Raw genomic sequence first — 17,449 nt, forward strand, 5'->3', positions numbered from 1 at the left:
CCAAGCCGTGCTCGAAGGACGTACGAAGTGACGACGCTGCGAGCCGACCTGACCGCCTTGTTCGCGGCCGCCGAGCTGACCGACGTCGAAGTGGACGCCGCGATCGCGGACGAGCACGTCCGTTCCGCCGCCTACCGCCGCGTCATCGCGGCGGACAGCACCGACCCTCGAGAGCTGGCCGCGGTGCTGGCACGGGACCCGGAACCACTGACAGCCAAGACCGCAGTGGTGAACCTGCTTGACTACATCGCAGAAAAAACCGCAGACCCGACCAAATTCCAGCAGCAGTCGGCAGACATCGTCACCGAAGCAGACCGCCTAGCACCGCCAAACGACCGCGCGTTCGTCCGCCAACGAGTACGAGACTGGCAACTGTGGCTGGACACCGAAAACGGCCAGCCCCCGGACGCCGCCGCCCTGTCCGCCGCGAGCGACTGGATGCAGCGACGCCTAGCCGATTTCTCCGCGTCCCCTCAGACCCTCGCCCTGCTAGCCGAACACGCCCGCACGAAGAAAACCCGCAACACCGCCGCAACCAAAACAAACCCCCGCAACCCCTGACCCGCACCGGCACCGACAAGACCGACGGAACCACGCGCTTTGGGGGGTCCGGGGGGCGAAGCCCCTCCGGGCGGGGCCTGGGGGTTGCACCCCCAGAAAACACCTCGAGGCGAGGAAGGCCCGCGCGTTGTGCGGGCATACCTCGCCTCGAGATCCGAGCGTGGGCGATACTGGGATCGAACCAGTGACCTCTTCGGTGTGAACGAAGCGCTCTCCCCCTGAGCTAATCGCCCGTTGTGCAACGCACCAGCCTGGGGTGGACTGGAGTGCGCGATACTGGGATTGAACCAGTGACCTCTTCCGTGTCAGGGAAGCGCTCTCCCGCTGAGCTAATCGCGCTTGCTGCTGTGCAACGTGTCGTAAACATTAGCGGATGCCTCGGCGACGTCGCACGGGGGGCCCGGTTTCGGGGACTTCGCTGGTCACTGTCCTGCGTGGACAGTCATGCGCACGCCTTCGGCCAGGCGGTAGGGGCGGGTGTCGACGATGGCGCCGAGCAGGCGGCGCAGGCGCGACACCTCGGCGCGGACGGTGACCAGGTGTTCGGCGTCTCCGTAGAGGGCGTGGCTGAGCGCGACCGCCGACAGGCCGTCGCGGCCGGCCTTTTCCAGGCGGACCAGGATTTCCGCGTGGCGTTTGGTGATCGGGCGGCGCCAGCCGGTGTCGCCTGCTTGGAGGCTCAGCAGGGGTGCGGGCGTGAGGTCGAGGTCGAGCCGGACGGTGCGGGCGGTGTCGGCGGGGCGGACGAGCCAGCCGTCGGCGACGGGTTCGGGGAGGCAGGCTCCCAGGCCGGGGACGGCGACGACCTGGCCCGCTTGGGGGGCGGCGATGCGTTCGCCCGCGGAGACGCCGACGCTGTGCGCGACCCAGCCGTCCTCGTCGACGACCAGGGCGGGGCCGGAGGAGAGGACAGGTTCAGCCATTTGGCGCAGTCGTTCGAGGCGCTGGCGGTGGGTGCGCCACAGTTGCGATTCGGCCAGCCGCTTGCCGGTTTCGACGAGGGCGCCGATGGCGGGGTGGAGGGTGAGCGCGGGGCCGCTGACGTCGATGACGCCGAGCAGTTCGCCGGTGCGCGGGTCGTGGATGGGCGAGGCGGTGCAGTACCACGGGTGCTGGTTCTGCTCGAAGTGTTCGCCGGCGAGCAGTTCGATCGGGGCGGCTTCGGCCAGCGCGGTGCCGATCGCGTTCGTGCCGACGCGGGATTCGGTCCATTCGGAGCCTTCGGTGAAGCCCAGCGTGTCCGCCTTGCGCCGGATGGCGGACGAGCCTTCGCGCCACAGGATGATGCCGTCGGCGTCGGTGACTACCAGCAGCATGTGCGCCGAATCGGACGTCGCGCCGACGACCTGGCGGAGGTCTTCGATGACGTGCCGCAGCGGGGAGCCGTGCCTGCGGCGTTCGACCTCGTCGCCGGGCACCGAATCGCGGGCGTTCATCCCGTCGGCGGTGAGGCCGAGGCTCAGCACGCGGGACCAGGAACGCGAGACCAGCGGACGCGGCGGCACCGCGGGACGGCTGCCGCCGATGACCGCCTCGTGCATGCGGACCAGGTCGCGGGCGTGGGTGGGCAGGTTGCGGCCCGGAGGCACCGCACTGTGCACCACCACAGTCACCTCCCGCACCGTCGCGCTAGCCGCCCAGCATAGGTGACCTGCGCCGATGTTTCCACGTACCGGGCGCGTGCAACACGCTGCAACCCTTGCCGCACCCTTCGCCGGAGGAGTGTGATCGGCGCTACACCCACGACAGCGACGTCCGAGGAGTAGCGATGACACAGACAGTCGACCGGATCGCGGAGGCGAGCACGCCGCAGGCCCGGGTCGAGGACTGGCTGGCCCGGTTCGAGGCCGCGCTGGCCGCTCGCGACATCGAGGCTGCCTCGGCGTTGTTCGCCGTCGATTCCTATTGGCGCGACTTGGTTTCGTTCACCTGGAACCTCAAGACCGTCGAGGGCCGCGACGGGATCGCCGGCCTCCTCGGCGGCTGTCTGGAGACGACCGATCCGAGCGGGTTCCGCACGAGCGAACCGGCCACCGAGGCCGGCGGGGTCACCGAGGCGTGGATCGAGTTCGAGACCGCCGCCGGACGCGCGAAAGGGCATCTGCGGCTGAAGGAAGAAGGCGCGTGGACGCTGCTCACCAGCCTGCGCGAGCTGAAGGGCTTCGAGGAGTCGCAGCGCGAACGGCGGCCCAAGGGCGTCGAGCACGGCGTGGTCCGCGGCCGCCGGTCGTGGGCGGAGAAGCGGGCCGAGGAGCAGGAGACGCTCGGCTACGGCCAGCAGCCCTACGTCGTGGTGATCGGCGGCGGGCAGGGCGGGATCGCGCTCGGCGCCCGGCTGCGCCAGCTCGGCGTGCCGTCGCTGGTGGTGGAGCGCAACGACCGGCCCGGCGATTCGTGGCGCAAGCGGTACAAGAACCTCTGCCTGCACGACCCGGTCTGGTACGACCACCTGCCTTACCTGCCGTTCCCGGAGAACTGGCCGGTGTTCGCGCCGAAGGACAAGATCGCCGACTGGCTCGAGATGTACACGAAGCTGATGGAGGTGCCGTACTGGACGCGTTCGGCGGTCACCTCCGCGGTGTGGGACGACGACGCGAAGCAGTGGCACGTCACGGTGGACCGCGACGGCGAGCAGGTGGTCCTCACGCCGCGGCACGTCGTGTTCGCGACCGGGATGTCCGGCAAGCCGAACCTGCCGTCGTTCCCCGGCATGGACGAGTTCGAGGGCGACCAGCACCACTCGTCGCAGCACCCCGGCCCGGACGCGTACGCGGGCAAGAAGGCGGTCGTCGTCGGCTCGAACAACTCGGCGCACGACATCTGCGCGGCGCTGTGGGAGCACGGCGCGGACGTGACGATGGTGCAGCGTTCGTCCACGCACATCGTGAAGTCGGATTCGCTGATGGACCTCGGCCTCGGCGACCTGTACTCGGAGCGCGCGCTCGCTGCGGGCGTCACCACCGAGAAGGCCGACCTGATCTTCGCGTCGATCCCGTACCGGATCATGCCGGAGTTCCAGATCCCGGTGTACCAGGCGATCCACGAACGCGACAAGGACTTCTACGCCCGGCTCGAGGCGGCGGGCTTCAAGCACGACTGGGGCGACGACGGCTCCGGCCTGTTCATGAAGTACCTGCGCCGCGGCTCCGGCTACTACATCGACGTGGGCGCGTCGGAACTCGTCGCCAACGGCAGCATCAAGCTCGCGCACGGCCAGGTCGACCACCTGACCGCGAACTCGGTGGTGCTGTCGGACGGCACGGAGCTGGAAGCCGACGTGGTCGTCTACGCGACCGGCTACGGCTCGATGAACGGCTGGGTCGCCGACCTGGTCGGCCAGGAGACCGCGGACAAGGTCGGCAAATGCTGGGGACTGGGCTCGGAAACGACGAAGGACCCGGGCCCGTGGGAGGGCGAGCAGCGCAACATGTGGAAGCCCACCCAGCAGGAGGGATTGTGGTTCCACGGCGGGAATCTGCACCAGTCGCGGCATTACTCGCTGTATCTGGCGCTGCAGTTGAAGGCGCGCTTCGAAGGGCTTGAGACGCCGGTGTACGGGCTGCAGGACGTGCATCACCTGTCTTGAGCCCGGGAGAAAACCCGGTGGCTGCCTCGGCGGTCACCGGGTTTTTTCGTGCAGGCCAGCCAAAAGCACGCGCATTCCGTCGGTGAACTCGGTTTCCGGATCGCTTCGCGCGGCGGCTTCGGCGATCTCCCGGAGCCCGGCGAACTCGTCGTGATCCAGTTCCGCGATCCGGTCGGCGGTCTCGGCGGAGTCCGCGTCGCGCGACAGCGGACCAGCCAGTTCGGCCTGGGCGAAGCCGGCCACGAAGGCGGACACCGTGCGGAACGCGACCAGCAGCTCGGTCCCGGATCGTCCGCTCCGGACCAGCGCCCGGACCAGCGCCTCGGCCGGCCGCAGGGTCGGCAGGTCGAAACTGCGGCGGGTCAGAATCAGCGGGATGGCGTGCGGATGCGCCCGCACCGCCCGCCACATTCCCTCGGCGACGGCGTGGACGTCGGCGCGCCAGTCGTCGGACGGATCCGGCCAGGTCGCCGACGCCATCACCGCTTCCGTGACGAGGTGTTCCAGCCCGTCCCGGCCGTCGACGTAGTTGTAGATTGTCATCGGCCCGGTGCCGAGTTCGGTCGCGAGGCTGCGCATGGTCAGGCCGTCCAGCCCGGCGGCGTCGACCAGTGCGAGCGCGGCGGCCTGCAGCCGTTCGCGCGTGAACTTCCGCGGTGCGGGCATGCTTCTCCTTGATTAAGTACAAGGTACGTGTTTAAGCTAAGTTCACGTACAACGTACTTGATGGAGGGATCGTGCGCACTGCTTTCCGTTCCGGCCGCGACCAGTGCGCGGCCTGGCTGACCCTCCCGGACCGGGCGGGTCCGCATCCGGCCGTCGTGCTCGTGCACGGCGGCGGCGCGACCCACGAGATGATGCTCGGCCAGTACGAAACCTGGTTCTCCGCGGCGGGTTTCGCCGTGCTGGCGTTCGATTTCCGGCACCTCGGCGAGTCCGGCGGCGAGCCCCGGCAGCTGGTCAGCCAGCGCCGGTACGCCGAGGACGTCGACGCGGCGCTGGCGTTCGCCCGCTCCCGGCCGGAGATCGACGCGGGCCGGATCGCGTTGTGGGGCACGTCGTTCGGGTCCAGTCACGTGCTCGCCGCGGCGGCGCGGCATCCGTCGCTGGCCGCGGCGGTCGTGCAGTGTCCGGTGTTCAGCGGCCGGGCCGTCGTCGCGCGAGCCGGGCTGCGGCACCTCGCACGCTTCACCGGGCCGATCGGGTCGGACCTGGTGCGGTCCGCGTTGCGGCTGCCGCGCCGGTACGTTCCGCTGGTCGGCCGCCCGGGCGAGCTGGCCTTCGTGAATCAGCCCGGAGCGTTGGCGGGCTGGGAATCGGTGACGCCCGAAGGCGATGAGTTCGACAACCGGATCACCGCCGCGTCCGGGCTGGACATGGTGTTCTACAACGCCGCCGCGCAGGCCTCGCGGGTGCGGTGCCCGTTGCTGATCTGTGCTTGCGACCGCGAAAACCTCATCGATCCGTCGATCGCCGCCGCGGTGGCCGAGGACGCGCCGCGCGCCGTGCTGAAGCACTACGATGCGGATCACTTCACCGTCTACCATCCGCCTGTGGTCGAAAAGGTCGTCGCGGATCAGCTCGACTTCCTCGCCGTCCACCTGACCCAGTGAGGACGAGCGATGACGCGTATCCACGACCTGCTCCGCACCGCCCCGGCGGACGCCGTCGGCTGGACGGCCGGGTCCCGGGACCTCCGGTTCGGCGAGATGGACGCCTGGTCGGACCGGATCGCCGCCGATTTCCTGCGGCGGGGCGTGCGGCGCGGCGACCGGATCGCGGTCAACGGGCGCACTACGCCGGAATGGCTGGCGGTCTACTTCGCCGCCGCGAAGATCGGCGCCGTGGTCGTCGGATTGAGCCCCCGGTACCGGGAAACCGAATTCGCGCACATCCTGAACGATTCCGGCGCGCGCCTCGTGGTGACCGAACCTTCGGCGGGCGACGTCGATTTCCTTGCCCTGATGGGAAATCTCGGGTTGCCGGGCGTTTCCGCGGCGACTTTCGCCGAAGTGGGCACGGCGGAGCCGGACGCCGAGGCGCTGGCTGCTGCTTCGGCGGCAGTCGAGAAGGACGATCCGGTGATGATCATCTACACCTCCGGCACCACCGGTCATCCCAAAGGCGCGACGCTGACGCATCGCGGCCAGCTGGCGTCTGCCGCCGCGGAAGCCGATCACCTGCAGTTGAGCGCCGACGACGTGTTGCCGGTAGCCGTTCCGCTGAACCACGTCAGCGGCATCACTTGCTGCATTCTGTCCGCGTTGGTCGCGCGCAGCCGGACGGTGCTGCTGCCGTCCTTCGACGCCGGTGCCGCTGCGGATCTGTTCCGGACGGCTGGCCTCACGATGTGGGTCGGTGTGCCGACGATGCACACGCTGCTGCTGAACCACGAGCGTTTCGCCGGTGTGGACACTTCGGCGATCCGCGTGGTCGTCACCGGTGGTGCGAACGCGGAACCTGCTTTGCTGCAACGCCTTACGGCTGCTTTCCCGAAGGCGGCCGTGATGAATCTGTACGGGCTGAGCGAGGTTTCCGGTGCCGTGGTGATGACGCCGTGGAACGCCAGCACGGAAGCGACTGAACGCTCGATCGGCGTCCCTTTCCCCGGCGTGGAAGCGAAAATCGCGTCCCCGTCCGGAGAAGCCCTGCCGACCGGCGAAACCGGTGAATTGCTGTTCCGGACCCCGTCGATCATGGCTGGCTACCACAATCTGCCGGAGGAAACCGCCGCGGCGGTCGACGCGGACGGCTGGCTGCACACCGGCGACATGGCCCGCGCGGACGAGGACGGCTACCTGACGCTGCACGGCCGCGCCAAGGACATGTTCGTCCAAGGCGGATTCAACATTTACCCGGTCGAGGTGGAGAACGTCCTCGCCGCGCATCCGGGGGTGCTGCTGGCGGCCGGGGTCGGCGTGCCCGATCCGGTGCTGGGGGAGATCGGCCGGTATTACGTTGTCCCGGCGAAGGATTCGGCTGTCACCGAGGCGGAGCTGAAGGAGTACTGCGCGGCGCAGGTGGCCGATTACAAGGTCCCGCGCCAGATCGTGCTCCGCGACAGCCTGCCGCTGACGCCGTCCGGGAAGGTGCAGAAAGCGGCGCTGCGCGCGGAAAACGGCTAGCGGTCAGACGTTCGCCTCGACCGCTTCTTGAATCACCCGCGCGGCGTCGGCGAACGCGTCCGGATTCGGCCCGGCGTAGTTGAGCCGGATGAAGCGTCCGGTCGGCTCGGCGGGGAACCATTCGTCGCCAGGGCCGATCACCACGCCGGCGGACTCGCAATCCCGAACCACTCGCGGCAGGTCGACCGTTCCGGGCAGCCGCGCCCAGAGGTTCAACCCGCCCTGCGGCACGGATTCCACTTGCACCGCGGGCGCGTGCTCGCGGAGGCCGGCGAGCAGGAGGTCGCGGCGGGTCTTGAGCTGGTGCCGGACCCGGCGCAGGTGGGTGCGCCAGGCGGGCTGGGTCACGACGTCGAGCGCGACGGTCTGCAGCACCGTGCTGACGTACATCGATTCCGCCAGCGTGTCGACGAGAATCCGGTCGCGCGCCGGGCCGCGGGCGATCAGCGCGGCGACGCGGATCGCGGGGGAGACGCTCTTGGTGAGCGAGCGAAGGTAGACCACGTGGCCGTCGTCGTCGCGGCCCGCGAGCGGCTGCGGTTCCGCGGTGATGCCGAAATCGTGCGCCGAATCGTCCTCGATCAGGAAAGCACCGTGCCGGCGGACGGTGTTGAGGACGCGGTCGGCGAGATCGGGCTGCCACAGCGCGCCGGTCGGGCTGGCGAAGCTGGGCTGCGCGTAGAAGGCCCGCGCGCCGGTTTGCTCGAACGTCCGGTCCAGCGCGTCGGAATCCGGTCCGTTCGGGCCGCTCGGCACCGGAACCACCGCGACGCCCGCTTTCGTCGCCGCGAGGATCGCGCCCCAGTACGTCGGGGATTCCAGCAGCAGCGGCTGCCCCGGCCCGACCAGTGCGCGGAAGGCCGTGACCAGTCCGCTCTGGCTGCCCGGGGTGATCACGACGTCTCGCGGGTTCACCGGCGCGATCCCGGCCGGGGTCGCCGTGCGCAGTTCCGCGGCGAACCAGGCCTGCAGTTCGGGAACGCCCGCGGTCGGCGGCCGTCCGACCAGCGCCGCCGTCCGAGCGGCCCGGGAGAACGCGCTCCGGACGAGCCGCTCCGGCAGCAGCTCCGGGTCGGGGTAGCCGGAATGAAGCGCTACTGTGCCCGTGGAGACCGATTGCAGCGATGCGGGCTGTTTGAGCGGCCCGTGCCCCGGGGCGCCGAGCGCCGCGGTCTGCCAGCCGTAGTCGCCGGACCCGGTGGCGGGCGCGGCGCGGACGAACGTGCCAACTCCCGGCAAACTCTCCACCAGTCCTTGGGAAGACAGGCTGCGCAGTGCTTTCTGGACCGTCACCGGACTGGCCGAATACCGCGCGACCAGCTCCCGCGACGACGGCAGCTTCGCGCCCGCCGGGGCGGTGGCGATCCACTCGCGCAGTGTCGAAGCGATCCGGGAGCTGCTATCGTCGGACATGAAACTGAAGGATAGCGCTACTCTCCCGGCGGCACCGGCGCTACCCCGGGCCGGTCTCTGGTGGGGTCTGCTCGGCGTCGTGGCGTTCTCGTTCACCGTGCCGTTCACCCGGGTCGCGGTGGAAAACGGCGGCCTGTCGGCGATGTTCATCGGCTCGGGGCGGGCAGTGGTCGCCGCGGTGCTCGCGAGCGTCGCGCTGATCGCCACCAAACAACGCCTCCCGCGCGGCACGCAATGGTTCCGCCTCGCCGTCGTCGCGGGCGGAGTGGTGATCGGCTTCCCGATGCTGACCTCGTACGCCCTCACCACAGCCTCCGCCAGCCACGGCGCCGTCGTCATCGCGCTGCTCCCCGCCGCGACGGCGGTAGCAGCGGTGCTCCGCACGCGCGAACGCCCGCCCGCCACTTTCTGGGCCCTGGCCGCCGTCGGCGCCGTCGCGACGATCGGCTTCGCCGTCCTGCAAGGCGGTGGCCTCAGCGGACTCCAATGGTCGGACGCACTGTTCTTCGGCGCGGTGCTGGCCGCTGCGGTGGGTTACGCAGAAGGCGGAGTGCTCGCGCGGGAATTGGGCGCCTGGCAAACGGTTTCGTGGGCGCTGGTGGTCGCCTCGCCGTTGATGGTCGCGTTGACCGTCGTGTCGGTGACGAACCACCCTCCACATGCGACAGTGGGTGAGTGGGCCGCTTTCGCCTATCTGGCGGTGGTGAGCATGTATCTGGGCTTCTTCGCGTGGTACCGGGGGCTGGGACTCGGGCCGATGACCCGGGTCAGCCAGGTGCAGTTGGTGCAGCCAGTGCTGAATCTGGCGTGGGCAGCGGTCTTCCTGGGCGAGGAACTGACCTGGCAGACCATGCTGGGCGGGCTGGCGGTGATCGTCTGCGCGGGGAGCGCGGTGCGGGTGCGGACTGCTCGGGGTTAGGCCCGGGCGGCCCGGTGACCGAACGGTTGTCGACGGGGCGCAGTCCTGCGTACACGCCCTGGTTGCCGCTCGTGGGGCTGGCGTACCTGCCGTAGCAGGTTGTCCCCGCGGACAACGCCTTGGTGAGGCCGGGCATCTGCGAGCGAAAGTCCCGCGTCCGGCAGCTCAGGCGCGGGGCCCGCGAGACTCAGCCGGGCCGGCGACCAGCCCGACATCACGTCCAGGTCGTCCTCCGGCGCGCCAGTTCGACCATGACCTCCGCGGAACCGTAGTCGGCCGCGGCGTGCAGCGGCGGGTCGTGAAGAAACCCGACGTGCGGGTCGCCACCCTCGTCCAGCCAGACCCGCACCTTGCCGAGACCAGCATGTCGGATCAGGCGCGATACGCGCGACCAAGGTGATCCTGAAGCCGCGCATGGCGAAACTGGTAAACCGCCCCCGCCTGTCGCAGCACCCCGCGCTGGTACGCGTCATCGAGAAACGCCGGTACCGCCCACGGCAGACGGCCGGTCAGCGGCAGCCAGATGCGCGCCAGCAACACCCACTGTCCCCAAGCCGTGAACGCCAGTACATACGAGAGCCCGCCCCCGAGACCTCCGACGGCGCCGATCAGCAGGCCCGACGACAGTGGCCACCGGAGCGGACCCAAGGGACCCTGGAGAAGCTCCACCAGCAACGCACCACCGAAAGCGATCGAGAGAGCGACCGTCGGCACCAGAATGAGCAACTGCCGCAACGCTGTCGTGCGATTCGTGGCCAGCAGACCGAGCGGGGTGGCGGCCGAGCCGACGTCCAGCGGGATTTCCAGCGCCGCCATCAGCCCGAACACCAGTCCGGCCGCGAGCCCGAAGATGAGCCCGTAAACGAGCGTGGGCACGAGCATTTTCTCGGCGAGCGACTTGCCGTCCGGCGGAAAACCGAAGAGCAGGCCGTGCAACGCCGTGTTGACCGGGCCGTATCCGAGGCCGATCACGAACCCGCCGAGCAGGGCGGCGCCGAGCCGGGCGGTGTAAGCGCGGAAGAATTGCCTGCCGGTCCGATGCCGTCCGCGCAGCCGGATCTGGACGCGCGACGGTTCGATTTTCCGGCCGCCGCACACGATCATCAGGCCGTGGACCAGCCCGAACGCCAGGCCGACCATCGGGCCGATCAGGAGTCCGTCCATCAATCCCGCGCGGAAGGTGAACGCGGTGCCGCGGTCGATGAGGTCGAGGGGGACGAAGACGAGCCAGTTCAGCACAGCGATGGCGAGCGTCGAAGCCATGACGAGAGCGAGGATTCGCGACGACCGGCGCAGCGAAGCGCCCAGGTGCCACCACGCCAGATCGTGCTCGTCGAGGTGACCGATGTGCTGGGCCAGATAGCCCAGCCACCGTTGGGCGCGTTCGGGATCCCAGCTCCGGACCGGGCGGGCGACGTGCGGAGGCCGGTGCTGGTAGACGGTGGGCACGAAGCTGGCGAGCAGGTGGTCCTCCAGCGCGTCCGACGTCGGGAACCGGGCGCTGTCCAGCAAAACCGCCGGGTCTCGGCCGTCGCTGTAGACGGTTCGCGCGAGGACCACCATCAACGGTGTGCTCAGCGCGGTCGCGAGGGGTCCGTCCGGGCAGCCGCGCAGTTCGGCGAGCACTGGGTCCCACCGGTCTCCGGCGCGGGAAGTCGTGCGGGGCAAGTAGTTGGCGACGTCGGCCGGGGTGAGGTCGAGCAGTTCCACGCCCGCGGTCGAGGTCGGCACATCCGTCGCGGCGACCGCGGTCGCGTACTCGGCGGGACGGCTGGTCAGCAGGAACGGCAGTGACGTGGCGCTGAGCGCGGCCAGTGCGGCGGCGTGCAATCCGGCGGCGATCTCGTCGAATCCGTCCAGAACCGGGAGGACGCACCCGGTTTCGACCAGCTCGGCGGCCAGCGGACCGGTCAGGCCGGGGTAATCGGGGTAGTCCTGCGGCAGGCGTTCGATCAGCCAATCCCGCAGCGTGTGGGCCGTCGGGTCCCACGAGCTGACGTTGAAGATCGTCGGCACCGGTTCGGCGGCGGTGCGCGTGCGGAGAAAGCCCAGCACGAACCGCAGTGTCAGGATCGTCTTTCCGGAACCGGCCCGGCCGAGGACCGTCAGACGGCCGGACGGGATCCGCCGGTAGACGTTCGCGATGTCGTCCAGTTCGCCGTTCAGGTCCAGCGGTTCCGCGGTGCCGCCCGGCCGGACGCCGCGGATGTTGTCCCAGCGATCGGTCAGCCGCGGCGAAGCCGGCTGCCACCGCACCGGCAGCGGGAAAGGATCGTGGACGCGACGCTGCTCTTCCTCGCGTTGCCAGCGAGAAGCGACCACCCGCGCGAACTGGTCCGCGGCGTCGGACAGCGCGCTCCGGATCCGCGGCGGCTCGGCCTCTTCCGGCGCGGGGGAGACGCCGAACTCGGCCAGCAGCGCGCGCCGTTCGGCCGTCGTGGTTCCGAGCGCGTCGGCCAGAAGCTTCACGGTGCCCATCCGCGGATCGATGGGCCTGCCGTTCTCGAGCCGCCGGATCGTGCTGACGCTGACCCCGGAACGCTCCGCCAGCTGCTCTTGGGTCAACCCCGTCTGACGCCGCATTTCGCGCAGCAGAACGCCGGCCCGGCTCGTCACCGCGGAGACCCCTCACTATGCGCCCGCTCACCCCGAAACGAGCTTACCGCGCCGGCCGGTCATGCCTGACCGGCTTGTGCTCTGGTGCGGTGACCTGCGCGAACCCCACGATGACCGGGATCGGGTCACCTCGGCATCGGAGAGACATGGCCGCCGACTTCCGGTACTGGTGCGGCGAATGCGGCTACCGGACACCTTGGCTGACGCAGTCGCAGAGCGCCGAACAGCGAGCTCGGCATTACGCCCGGTGCCATCCCGGCGTTCCGCCAAGGGGGCAGGCGGAGCGCCGGCGGTCGAACAGCGGCGGGGCCGGCTGCCTGGTGCTGGTGGGCGTGCTGCTGCTGATCGTCGTGGCGGTGGCCGTCTGCCGGTACACGGCCAGGTAGTTCCGGAACCCTTTGAGCGAAGGAGAGAGTTTGTGCGCAGACTGAGACAGGCGGTTTCGATTCTGGCGAGCGCGGCTGTCGCCGTGGCGCTGGCCGCACCGGCGTCCGCGGCCGATGCCCACGCCGACACCCAGGCTGTTCTCAACGGCTACCAAGCCCACGCCGGACCAGGCGCGGCCGTCTACGCGGGCAACGCGTCCGGGTCGTGGCATCTGTCGACGGGCAGCGCCACGATCACCGGCGCCGCGCGTCCCCTGGGGCCGGACGAGCATTTCCGCATCGCCAGCCAGACCAAGACCTTCACCGCCGCGGTCGTGCTGCAACTGGTCGACGAGGGCAAGGTCGCGCTCGACGCGCCGATCGAGCGCTACCTGCCCGGCCTCGTCGACGGCAACGGGTACGACGGCAACCGGATCACCGTCCGGCAGCTCCTTCAGCACACCGCCGGAATCCCCGCCCCGGATGTGGTGGCGTGGGCGCAGAAAGCTGCCGGGCTGGTCAAACCGGACGGCAGCATCGGCCTGCACGATCTGGTCCAGGTCGGGCTGCGGAACTTCCCGCCCGCGTCCGCGCCCGGCACCAGCGTGCTCTACTCCAACCTGGGCTACCTGATCAACGGGCTGCTGATCGAGCAGGTCACCGGGATGTCCGTCGGCGACGCGATCACCACCCGGATCATCGACCGGCTCGGACTGGCCCAGACCAGTTTCCCGCGCGCGGGCGACCGGTCGCTTCCCGCGCCGTACCTTCCCGGGTACCGCGGGGTCCGGGCGGGCCCGTTCTTCTTCTGGACCGAGACGACCTCGGCCCCGGTGATCTCCGAACCGTCGATCGAAAGCTCGGCCGGAGCGATCGTCTCGACGCTGACAGATATGTCGACGTTCTACCGAGCCCTGCTCGACGGCAAGGTCGTCTCGCCCGCCGCGCTGGCCGAGATGCGCCGGACGATCCAGGTGCCGGTGCACGATCCGGCCTACGTCGGCCTGGGCCTCGGACTGCAGGCCATCACGCTGTCCTGCGGCGGCGAAGCCTGGTTCCACAACGGCCTCGCGGCGTCCGGCTACACCTCGTGGACCGCGGCGACCGACGACGGCCGGTACGCCTCGATGATGACCAACGCGTGGGAGGAGACGAGCATCCGGCCCTCGCCTCTCGACGTGATCGACTCCGCTCTCTGCGGCAGCAGGCAGTGAACCCTACGAATCAAGGAGCGTGCGTGCGCACCCGACGTTTCCTCGCCGCGATCGCGGCGGTCGTCCTCGTGGTCACTGGGGCGGCCGGCGCCTCGGCCGAACCCGCCAAACGGGTCTTCAACTCGATGCAGATCCTGTTCGATCTCAACACCCCCGATCATTTCTGCACGATCGGCGCGGTCGGCACCGACAAGTACGACCGGAAGATCGCCGTGTCCGCGGGGCACTGCCTGGTGGACGCCCCCGGACAGCACTACTCCGACCGGGACATCCCGGAGAACATCGCACCGGTCTACGACCGCAACGACACCGGGTTCGGCCCGATCGGCTACGTCCGGTACTTCAAGAACCGCGAGGGCTCGATGACGGGCCACCCGACCAAGGACTACATGATCATCGAGCTGGTGCCGTCGGTGACGCCGTCCTCGCAAGGGCCGTACCTGAAGCAGACCGGTGAACTCGAAGTCCCCGACGGGCAGCCCAGCCCGAACGCGCTCAACCCGTCGCTGAACAACGAACGCCTCCTCGGCGCCGCGCTGAACAACACCAACGAACTCGTGGTGTCGGGTCAGCTCGGCGTCTGGTACGGCCGCGTCACCAGCAACGCCAACGGCGTCTACCAGTCCTGGGCCAAGCACCAGGCGAACGACTCCGGCGGCCCGTCGATCTGGCACGTGCCTGGCACCGAATATCCCGGCCAGGGCAACAACTTCCAGGCGGCCGGCCCGTGGGCGGGCATCACCAAGGCGATCATCCTCGGCGTCCCGCAGTACGTCTACACCAGTTCGGCGAACATCCTCGCCGACCTGCGCGCCCGCGACGCCGCGCACCCCGGCACCTATGGCGCCGGTTTCCACGTGACCCAGAACCCGTGACCCCGCGACCAGGGAAAGTGACCATGAGACTGTTGCTCAAGCGCGCACTGGTGTCCGCCGCGGCCGCGATGCTGGCCTTCACCAGCCCCGCCGCGCACGCCGACACCCCCGCCCTGCCGACCTTGACCGACGGCTTCGGCCTCACCCAGGTCGGGACCGCGCAAGGCACCCCCACCAACTTCGTCCTCACCGTGACGACCCCGGCGGTCGCGGGACAGCACCACATCCGCGTCATCGTCCCGAGCAGCTACTACGCCGACACCACCACGCGCTACCCGGTGTTCTACTTCCTGCACGGCGTCGGCGACGATCCGAGCAACCCGTATCTGGCCTATCCCGCGATGCTGGCCAGCCAGAAGATGATCACCGTGATCCCGGACGGCGGGCTCCGCGGCTGGTACACCGACTGGGTGCGCCAGGACACCGCGGCCGGGGCGCAGAAGTGGGAAACCTTCCATCTCGACCAGGTGATCCCGTTCATCGACGCCAACCTCCGCACCGTCGCGGCCAAATCGGGCCGGGCGGTCGGCGGGCTGTCCATGGGCGGGTTCGGTGCGCTGCACTACGCCGAGGACCGTCCGGAGTTGTTCTCCCAGACCGTTTCGCTGTCCGGCGCGATCGACTTCAACCTGTACTGGGTCCGCACGGCGATCCGCGGCACGTTGTCCAACGTCGGGTTCGCCATGTCGGGCACGTCGGGCTCCGGCGAGGGCGCCGGCGGCAGCGGGTTCGGCCCTGCGGTGCCGACCGATTCCGCGTTCGGCTCGCTCAACGAGGCGGGCGACATGTCCGCGGCGCTGTCCCACGGCCCGGTCGTGAACGCCGGGAAACTCGCCGGCGTCGGCGTTTCGCTCTACACCGGGTCCGGCAACGGCAACCCGATCAACGTGCTGCTCGACGAACCGGCGTTCGCCGAGTCGGTCACCGAGGCCGCCCAGCAGAACCTGAAGGCGGCGCTGGACAAGGCCGGACACTCTTACTACGCCGTGGATTACGGCAACGGCAAGACCTGGGGACCGAACTGCCAAGGCAAGCACACGGCCGGCTGCTGGGGACAGGACCTGGTGGACTACCTGCCGCGGCTGGAGCGGGCTTTCGCCGCCGCGTAAGGAAATGCTGGGGGTGCCCCGGACGGATCCGCTCCGTCCGGGGTCCTTGCGGTCGACCGTAACGCTAACCGTTGCAAAACACTAACCGTTGTTGTTAAGTTGGCGGCATGAAAGCAGTGCGCTTCGCCGCCTATGGCGGCCCCGAAGTCCTTGAGCTGGACGAAGTCCCCGAACCCCACGCCGGACCCGGCCAGATCCGCGTCGCCGTGCGGGCGGCCGGCGTGAACCCGCACGATTGGCGCACTCGCGAGGGCCAGTTCCAGCGGATCCGCCCGATCGAACTGCCCTCCGGCGTCGGCCAGGACGCCTCCGGCGTGGTCGACGAGATCGGCGAAGGCGTCACCGGCATCGCGGTCGGGGACCCGGTGCTGGGCCGAGGCTCGAATACCTACGCCGAGTTCGCCGTGCTGAATTCCTGGGCGCCGTTGCCGTCCGGGCTGACCTTCGCCGAAGCGGCCGGATACCCGTCGGTGGTCGAGACGGCGCTCCGCGTCCTCCGGCTGGTGGGTGTCCAAACTGGACAGACGCTGCTGGTGAGCGGCGCCGCGGGCGGAGTTGGGTCGGCGGTGCTGCAGGTCGCCCGGGACCGGGGAATCAAGGTGATCGGCACGGCCAGCGCCGCGAATCAGGATTACGTGCGCGGCCTGGACGCCATCGCGACCACCTACGGCGAGGGCTGGGTCGACCGGGTGCGCCAGCTCGGCCAGGTCGACGCCGCCCTCGACCTCAACGGCACCGGGGTGATCCGCGGCCTGCTGGACCTGACCGGGGACCCGGACAAGGTGATCACGATCGCCGACCTGGAGGCCCCGATGCTGGGTATCCGGTTCGCTGGGACAGGGGGGAACATGAAGGAAGCCCTCGCGGAGACCGTCGACCTGATCGAGCGCGGCAAACTCCACATCCCGGTCGACAAGTCCTACCCGCTGGCCGAAGCTTCGGCGGCGCACGCGGACAGCCAGGCGGGACACACCCGCGGGCGGCGGGTTTTGCTGGTCTGACTATCGCTCAACCGGCGATGCGCCGCACCTCGCCCGCGATCACCCGGGCGAACCGTTCGTGTGAAGGCACGCTGAAGTGCGTCCCGTCGGCTCCCGTCTCAGCCACGGTGGCCGCGTCGACAAACGTCGCGCCGCGCGCCGCCGCGAGTTCCGCGAGCGGTCCGGCCAGTTGTAGCGCTTTCGCGGCCGATGTCGCGTCGTAGAAGGCTCCGTTGACGTCGGCGAAGTCCGGCGCGGTCACGTCGATGTGCGGCGGCGACACCAGCACGACCTCGGGTGCGCGTCCCGCATCCGTCCTCCCGTGCGCGGCCACGTCGTCCAGCAGTCCGGCGATCGCGGCGACCACTTCCGCTGCCGTTCGCCCGAACTGGATCTTCAAGTCGTTGGTGCCGAGCATCAGCACGACGACGTCGACCGGGTTGTGGCTCAGCAAAGCGGGCAGGAGGTAGGTGCGTCCGTTGCGGCCCGGCCGGTTCATCGATTCCGGGTAGTCGAGGTCGGTGGTCCGGCCGCCGAGGCCCTCCTCGAGCACGTGGTATCCGCCGCCGAGGAGGGCCGCCAGCTGGCCGGTCCACCGGATGTCCGCGGGCCACCGTCCCTTGTCCGTTTCCTCGGAACGCTGGCCGTAGGTGTTGGAATCGCCGTAGCAGAGCACGCTGATCATG

Annotated in this window: 16 protein-coding genes and 2 tRNA genes; 10 read left to right on the top strand and 8 right to left on the bottom strand. The window is 69.6% G+C overall.

Going from position 1 to position 17,449, the window contains the following annotated elements; genetic code table 11:
• Positions 1 to 27: 27 nt before the first annotated feature.
• Positions 28 to 561: a hypothetical protein gene (locus tag FKO37_RS16970; RefSeq protein ID WP_238604990.1), complete on the top strand. Its 534-nt coding sequence runs from the start codon at positions 28 to 30 to the stop codon at positions 559 to 561.
• Positions 562 to 722: 161 nt separating this feature from the next.
• On the opposite strand, the gene FKO37_RS16975 is transcribed toward FKO37_RS16970, so the two are convergent.
• The 3 genes from FKO37_RS16975 to FKO37_RS16985 all read right to left on the bottom strand — a co-directional run bounded on the left by FKO37_RS16975 (position 723) and on the right by FKO37_RS16985 (position 2,168).
• Positions 723 to 794: transfer RNA gene (locus FKO37_RS16975), tRNA-Val, on the bottom strand.
• Positions 795 to 828: 34 nt separating this feature from the next.
• Positions 829 to 900 (bottom strand) — tRNA-Val (locus tag FKO37_RS16980).
• Positions 901 to 983: 83 nt separating this feature from the next.
• A complete protein-coding gene (locus FKO37_RS16985; RefSeq protein ID WP_037814121.1) occupies positions 984 to 2,168 on the bottom strand; it encodes a GAF domain-containing protein in 1,185 nt (394 codons plus the stop codon).
• A gap of 161 nt (positions 2,169 to 2,329) precedes the next feature.
• Here FKO37_RS16985 and FKO37_RS16990 point away from each other — a divergent pair, with 161 nt between their 5' ends.
• The gene (locus FKO37_RS16990; protein ID WP_238604992.1) at positions 2,330 to 4,147 is read left to right on the top strand and encodes an NAD(P)/FAD-dependent oxidoreductase; all 1,818 of its coding nucleotides are present in this window, start codon (positions 2,330 to 2,332) and stop codon (positions 4,145 to 4,147) included.
• Positions 4,148 to 4,180: 33 nt separating this feature from the next.
• Here FKO37_RS16990 and FKO37_RS16995 read toward each other — a convergent pair whose 3' ends face one another.
• On the bottom strand, positions 4,181 to 4,813 hold the full coding sequence (locus FKO37_RS16995) for a TetR/AcrR family transcriptional regulator C-terminal domain-containing protein (protein WP_238604994.1): 633 nt from the start codon (positions 4,811 to 4,813) through the stop codon (positions 4,181 to 4,183).
• Between the two features lie 71 nt (positions 4,814 to 4,884).
• Here FKO37_RS16995 and FKO37_RS17000 point away from each other — a divergent pair, with 71 nt between their 5' ends.
• Positions 4,885 to 5,760: an alpha/beta hydrolase gene (locus tag FKO37_RS17000; RefSeq protein WP_238604996.1), complete on the top strand. Its 876-nt coding sequence runs from the start codon at positions 4,885 to 4,887 to the stop codon at positions 5,758 to 5,760.
• A 9-nt stretch (positions 5,761 to 5,769) separates the two neighbouring features.
• Positions 5,770 to 7,272, top strand: a complete 1,503-nt coding sequence (locus tag FKO37_RS17005; protein ID WP_238604997.1) for a class I adenylate-forming enzyme family protein — start codon at positions 5,770 to 5,772, stop codon at positions 7,270 to 7,272.
• Between the two features lie 3 nt (positions 7,273 to 7,275).
• Here FKO37_RS17005 and FKO37_RS17010 read toward each other — a convergent pair whose 3' ends face one another.
• Positions 7,276 to 8,685 carry a PLP-dependent aminotransferase family protein gene (locus FKO37_RS17010; RefSeq protein ID WP_238604999.1) on the bottom strand — a complete coding sequence of 470 codons (1,410 nt, stop codon included), beginning with the start codon at positions 8,683 to 8,685 and terminating at the stop codon, positions 7,276 to 7,278.
• On the opposite strand from FKO37_RS17010, the gene FKO37_RS17015 reads away from it, so the two are divergent.
• Positions 8,684 to 9,604 (top strand): DMT family transporter, encoded by a 921-nt coding sequence (locus FKO37_RS17015; protein WP_238605001.1) that lies wholly within the window; start codon positions 8,684 to 8,686, stop codon positions 9,602 to 9,604. The genes FKO37_RS17010 and FKO37_RS17015 overlap by 2 nt on opposite strands.
• A gap of 214 nt (positions 9,605 to 9,818) precedes the next feature.
• Here the strand turns inward: FKO37_RS17015 and FKO37_RS47165 are convergent, their stop codons facing one another.
• Complete coding sequence (locus FKO37_RS47165; protein ID WP_255806993.1) at positions 9,819 to 9,953, bottom strand: hypothetical protein; 135 nt, start codon at positions 9,951 to 9,953, stop codon at positions 9,819 to 9,821.
• Between the two features lie 23 nt (positions 9,954 to 9,976).
• Positions 9,977 to 12,220, bottom strand: coding sequence for an XRE family transcriptional regulator (locus tag FKO37_RS17020; protein ID WP_238605003.1), 2,244 nt, complete (start codon positions 12,218 to 12,220; stop codon positions 9,977 to 9,979).
• A 146-nt stretch (positions 12,221 to 12,366) separates the two neighbouring features.
• Here FKO37_RS17020 and FKO37_RS17025 point away from each other — a divergent pair, with 146 nt between their 5' ends.
• The 5 genes from FKO37_RS17025 to FKO37_RS17045 all read left to right on the top strand — a co-directional run bounded on the left by FKO37_RS17025 (position 12,367) and on the right by FKO37_RS17045 (position 16,784).
• The gene (locus tag FKO37_RS17025; protein WP_238605005.1) at positions 12,367 to 12,606 is read left to right on the top strand and encodes a hypothetical protein; all 240 of its coding nucleotides are present in this window, start codon (positions 12,367 to 12,369) and stop codon (positions 12,604 to 12,606) included.
• Positions 12,607 to 12,638: 32 nt separating this feature from the next.
• Positions 12,639 to 13,799 carry a serine hydrolase gene (locus FKO37_RS17030; protein WP_238605007.1) on the top strand — a complete coding sequence of 387 codons (1,161 nt, stop codon included), beginning with the start codon at positions 12,639 to 12,641 and terminating at the stop codon, positions 13,797 to 13,799.
• Between the two features lie 23 nt (positions 13,800 to 13,822).
• Positions 13,823 to 14,674, top strand: coding sequence for a hypothetical protein (locus FKO37_RS17035; RefSeq protein ID WP_238605008.1), 852 nt, complete (start codon positions 13,823 to 13,825; stop codon positions 14,672 to 14,674).
• A 23-nt stretch (positions 14,675 to 14,697) separates the two neighbouring features.
• The gene (locus tag FKO37_RS17040) at positions 14,698 to 15,783 is read left to right on the top strand and encodes an alpha/beta hydrolase family protein (protein ID WP_238605010.1); all 1,086 of its coding nucleotides are present in this window, start codon (positions 14,698 to 14,700) and stop codon (positions 15,781 to 15,783) included.
• Between the two features lie 107 nt (positions 15,784 to 15,890).
• Complete coding sequence (locus tag FKO37_RS17045) at positions 15,891 to 16,784, top strand: NADP-dependent oxidoreductase (RefSeq protein ID WP_238605012.1); 894 nt, start codon at positions 15,891 to 15,893, stop codon at positions 16,782 to 16,784.
• Between the two features lie 7 nt (positions 16,785 to 16,791).
• On the opposite strand, the gene FKO37_RS17050 is transcribed toward FKO37_RS17045, so the two are convergent.
• Entirely contained in the window at positions 16,792 to 17,448 is a 657-nt protein-coding gene (locus FKO37_RS17050) for a GDSL-type esterase/lipase family protein (protein WP_238605014.1), read from the bottom strand.
• Between the last annotated feature and the right edge of the window lies 1 nt (position 17,449).

The organism is Amycolatopsis sp. Poz14, assembly GCF_006704225.1.
Taxonomy (GTDB): domain Bacteria; phylum Actinomycetota; class Actinomycetes; order Mycobacteriales; family Pseudonocardiaceae; genus Amycolatopsis; species Amycolatopsis nivea.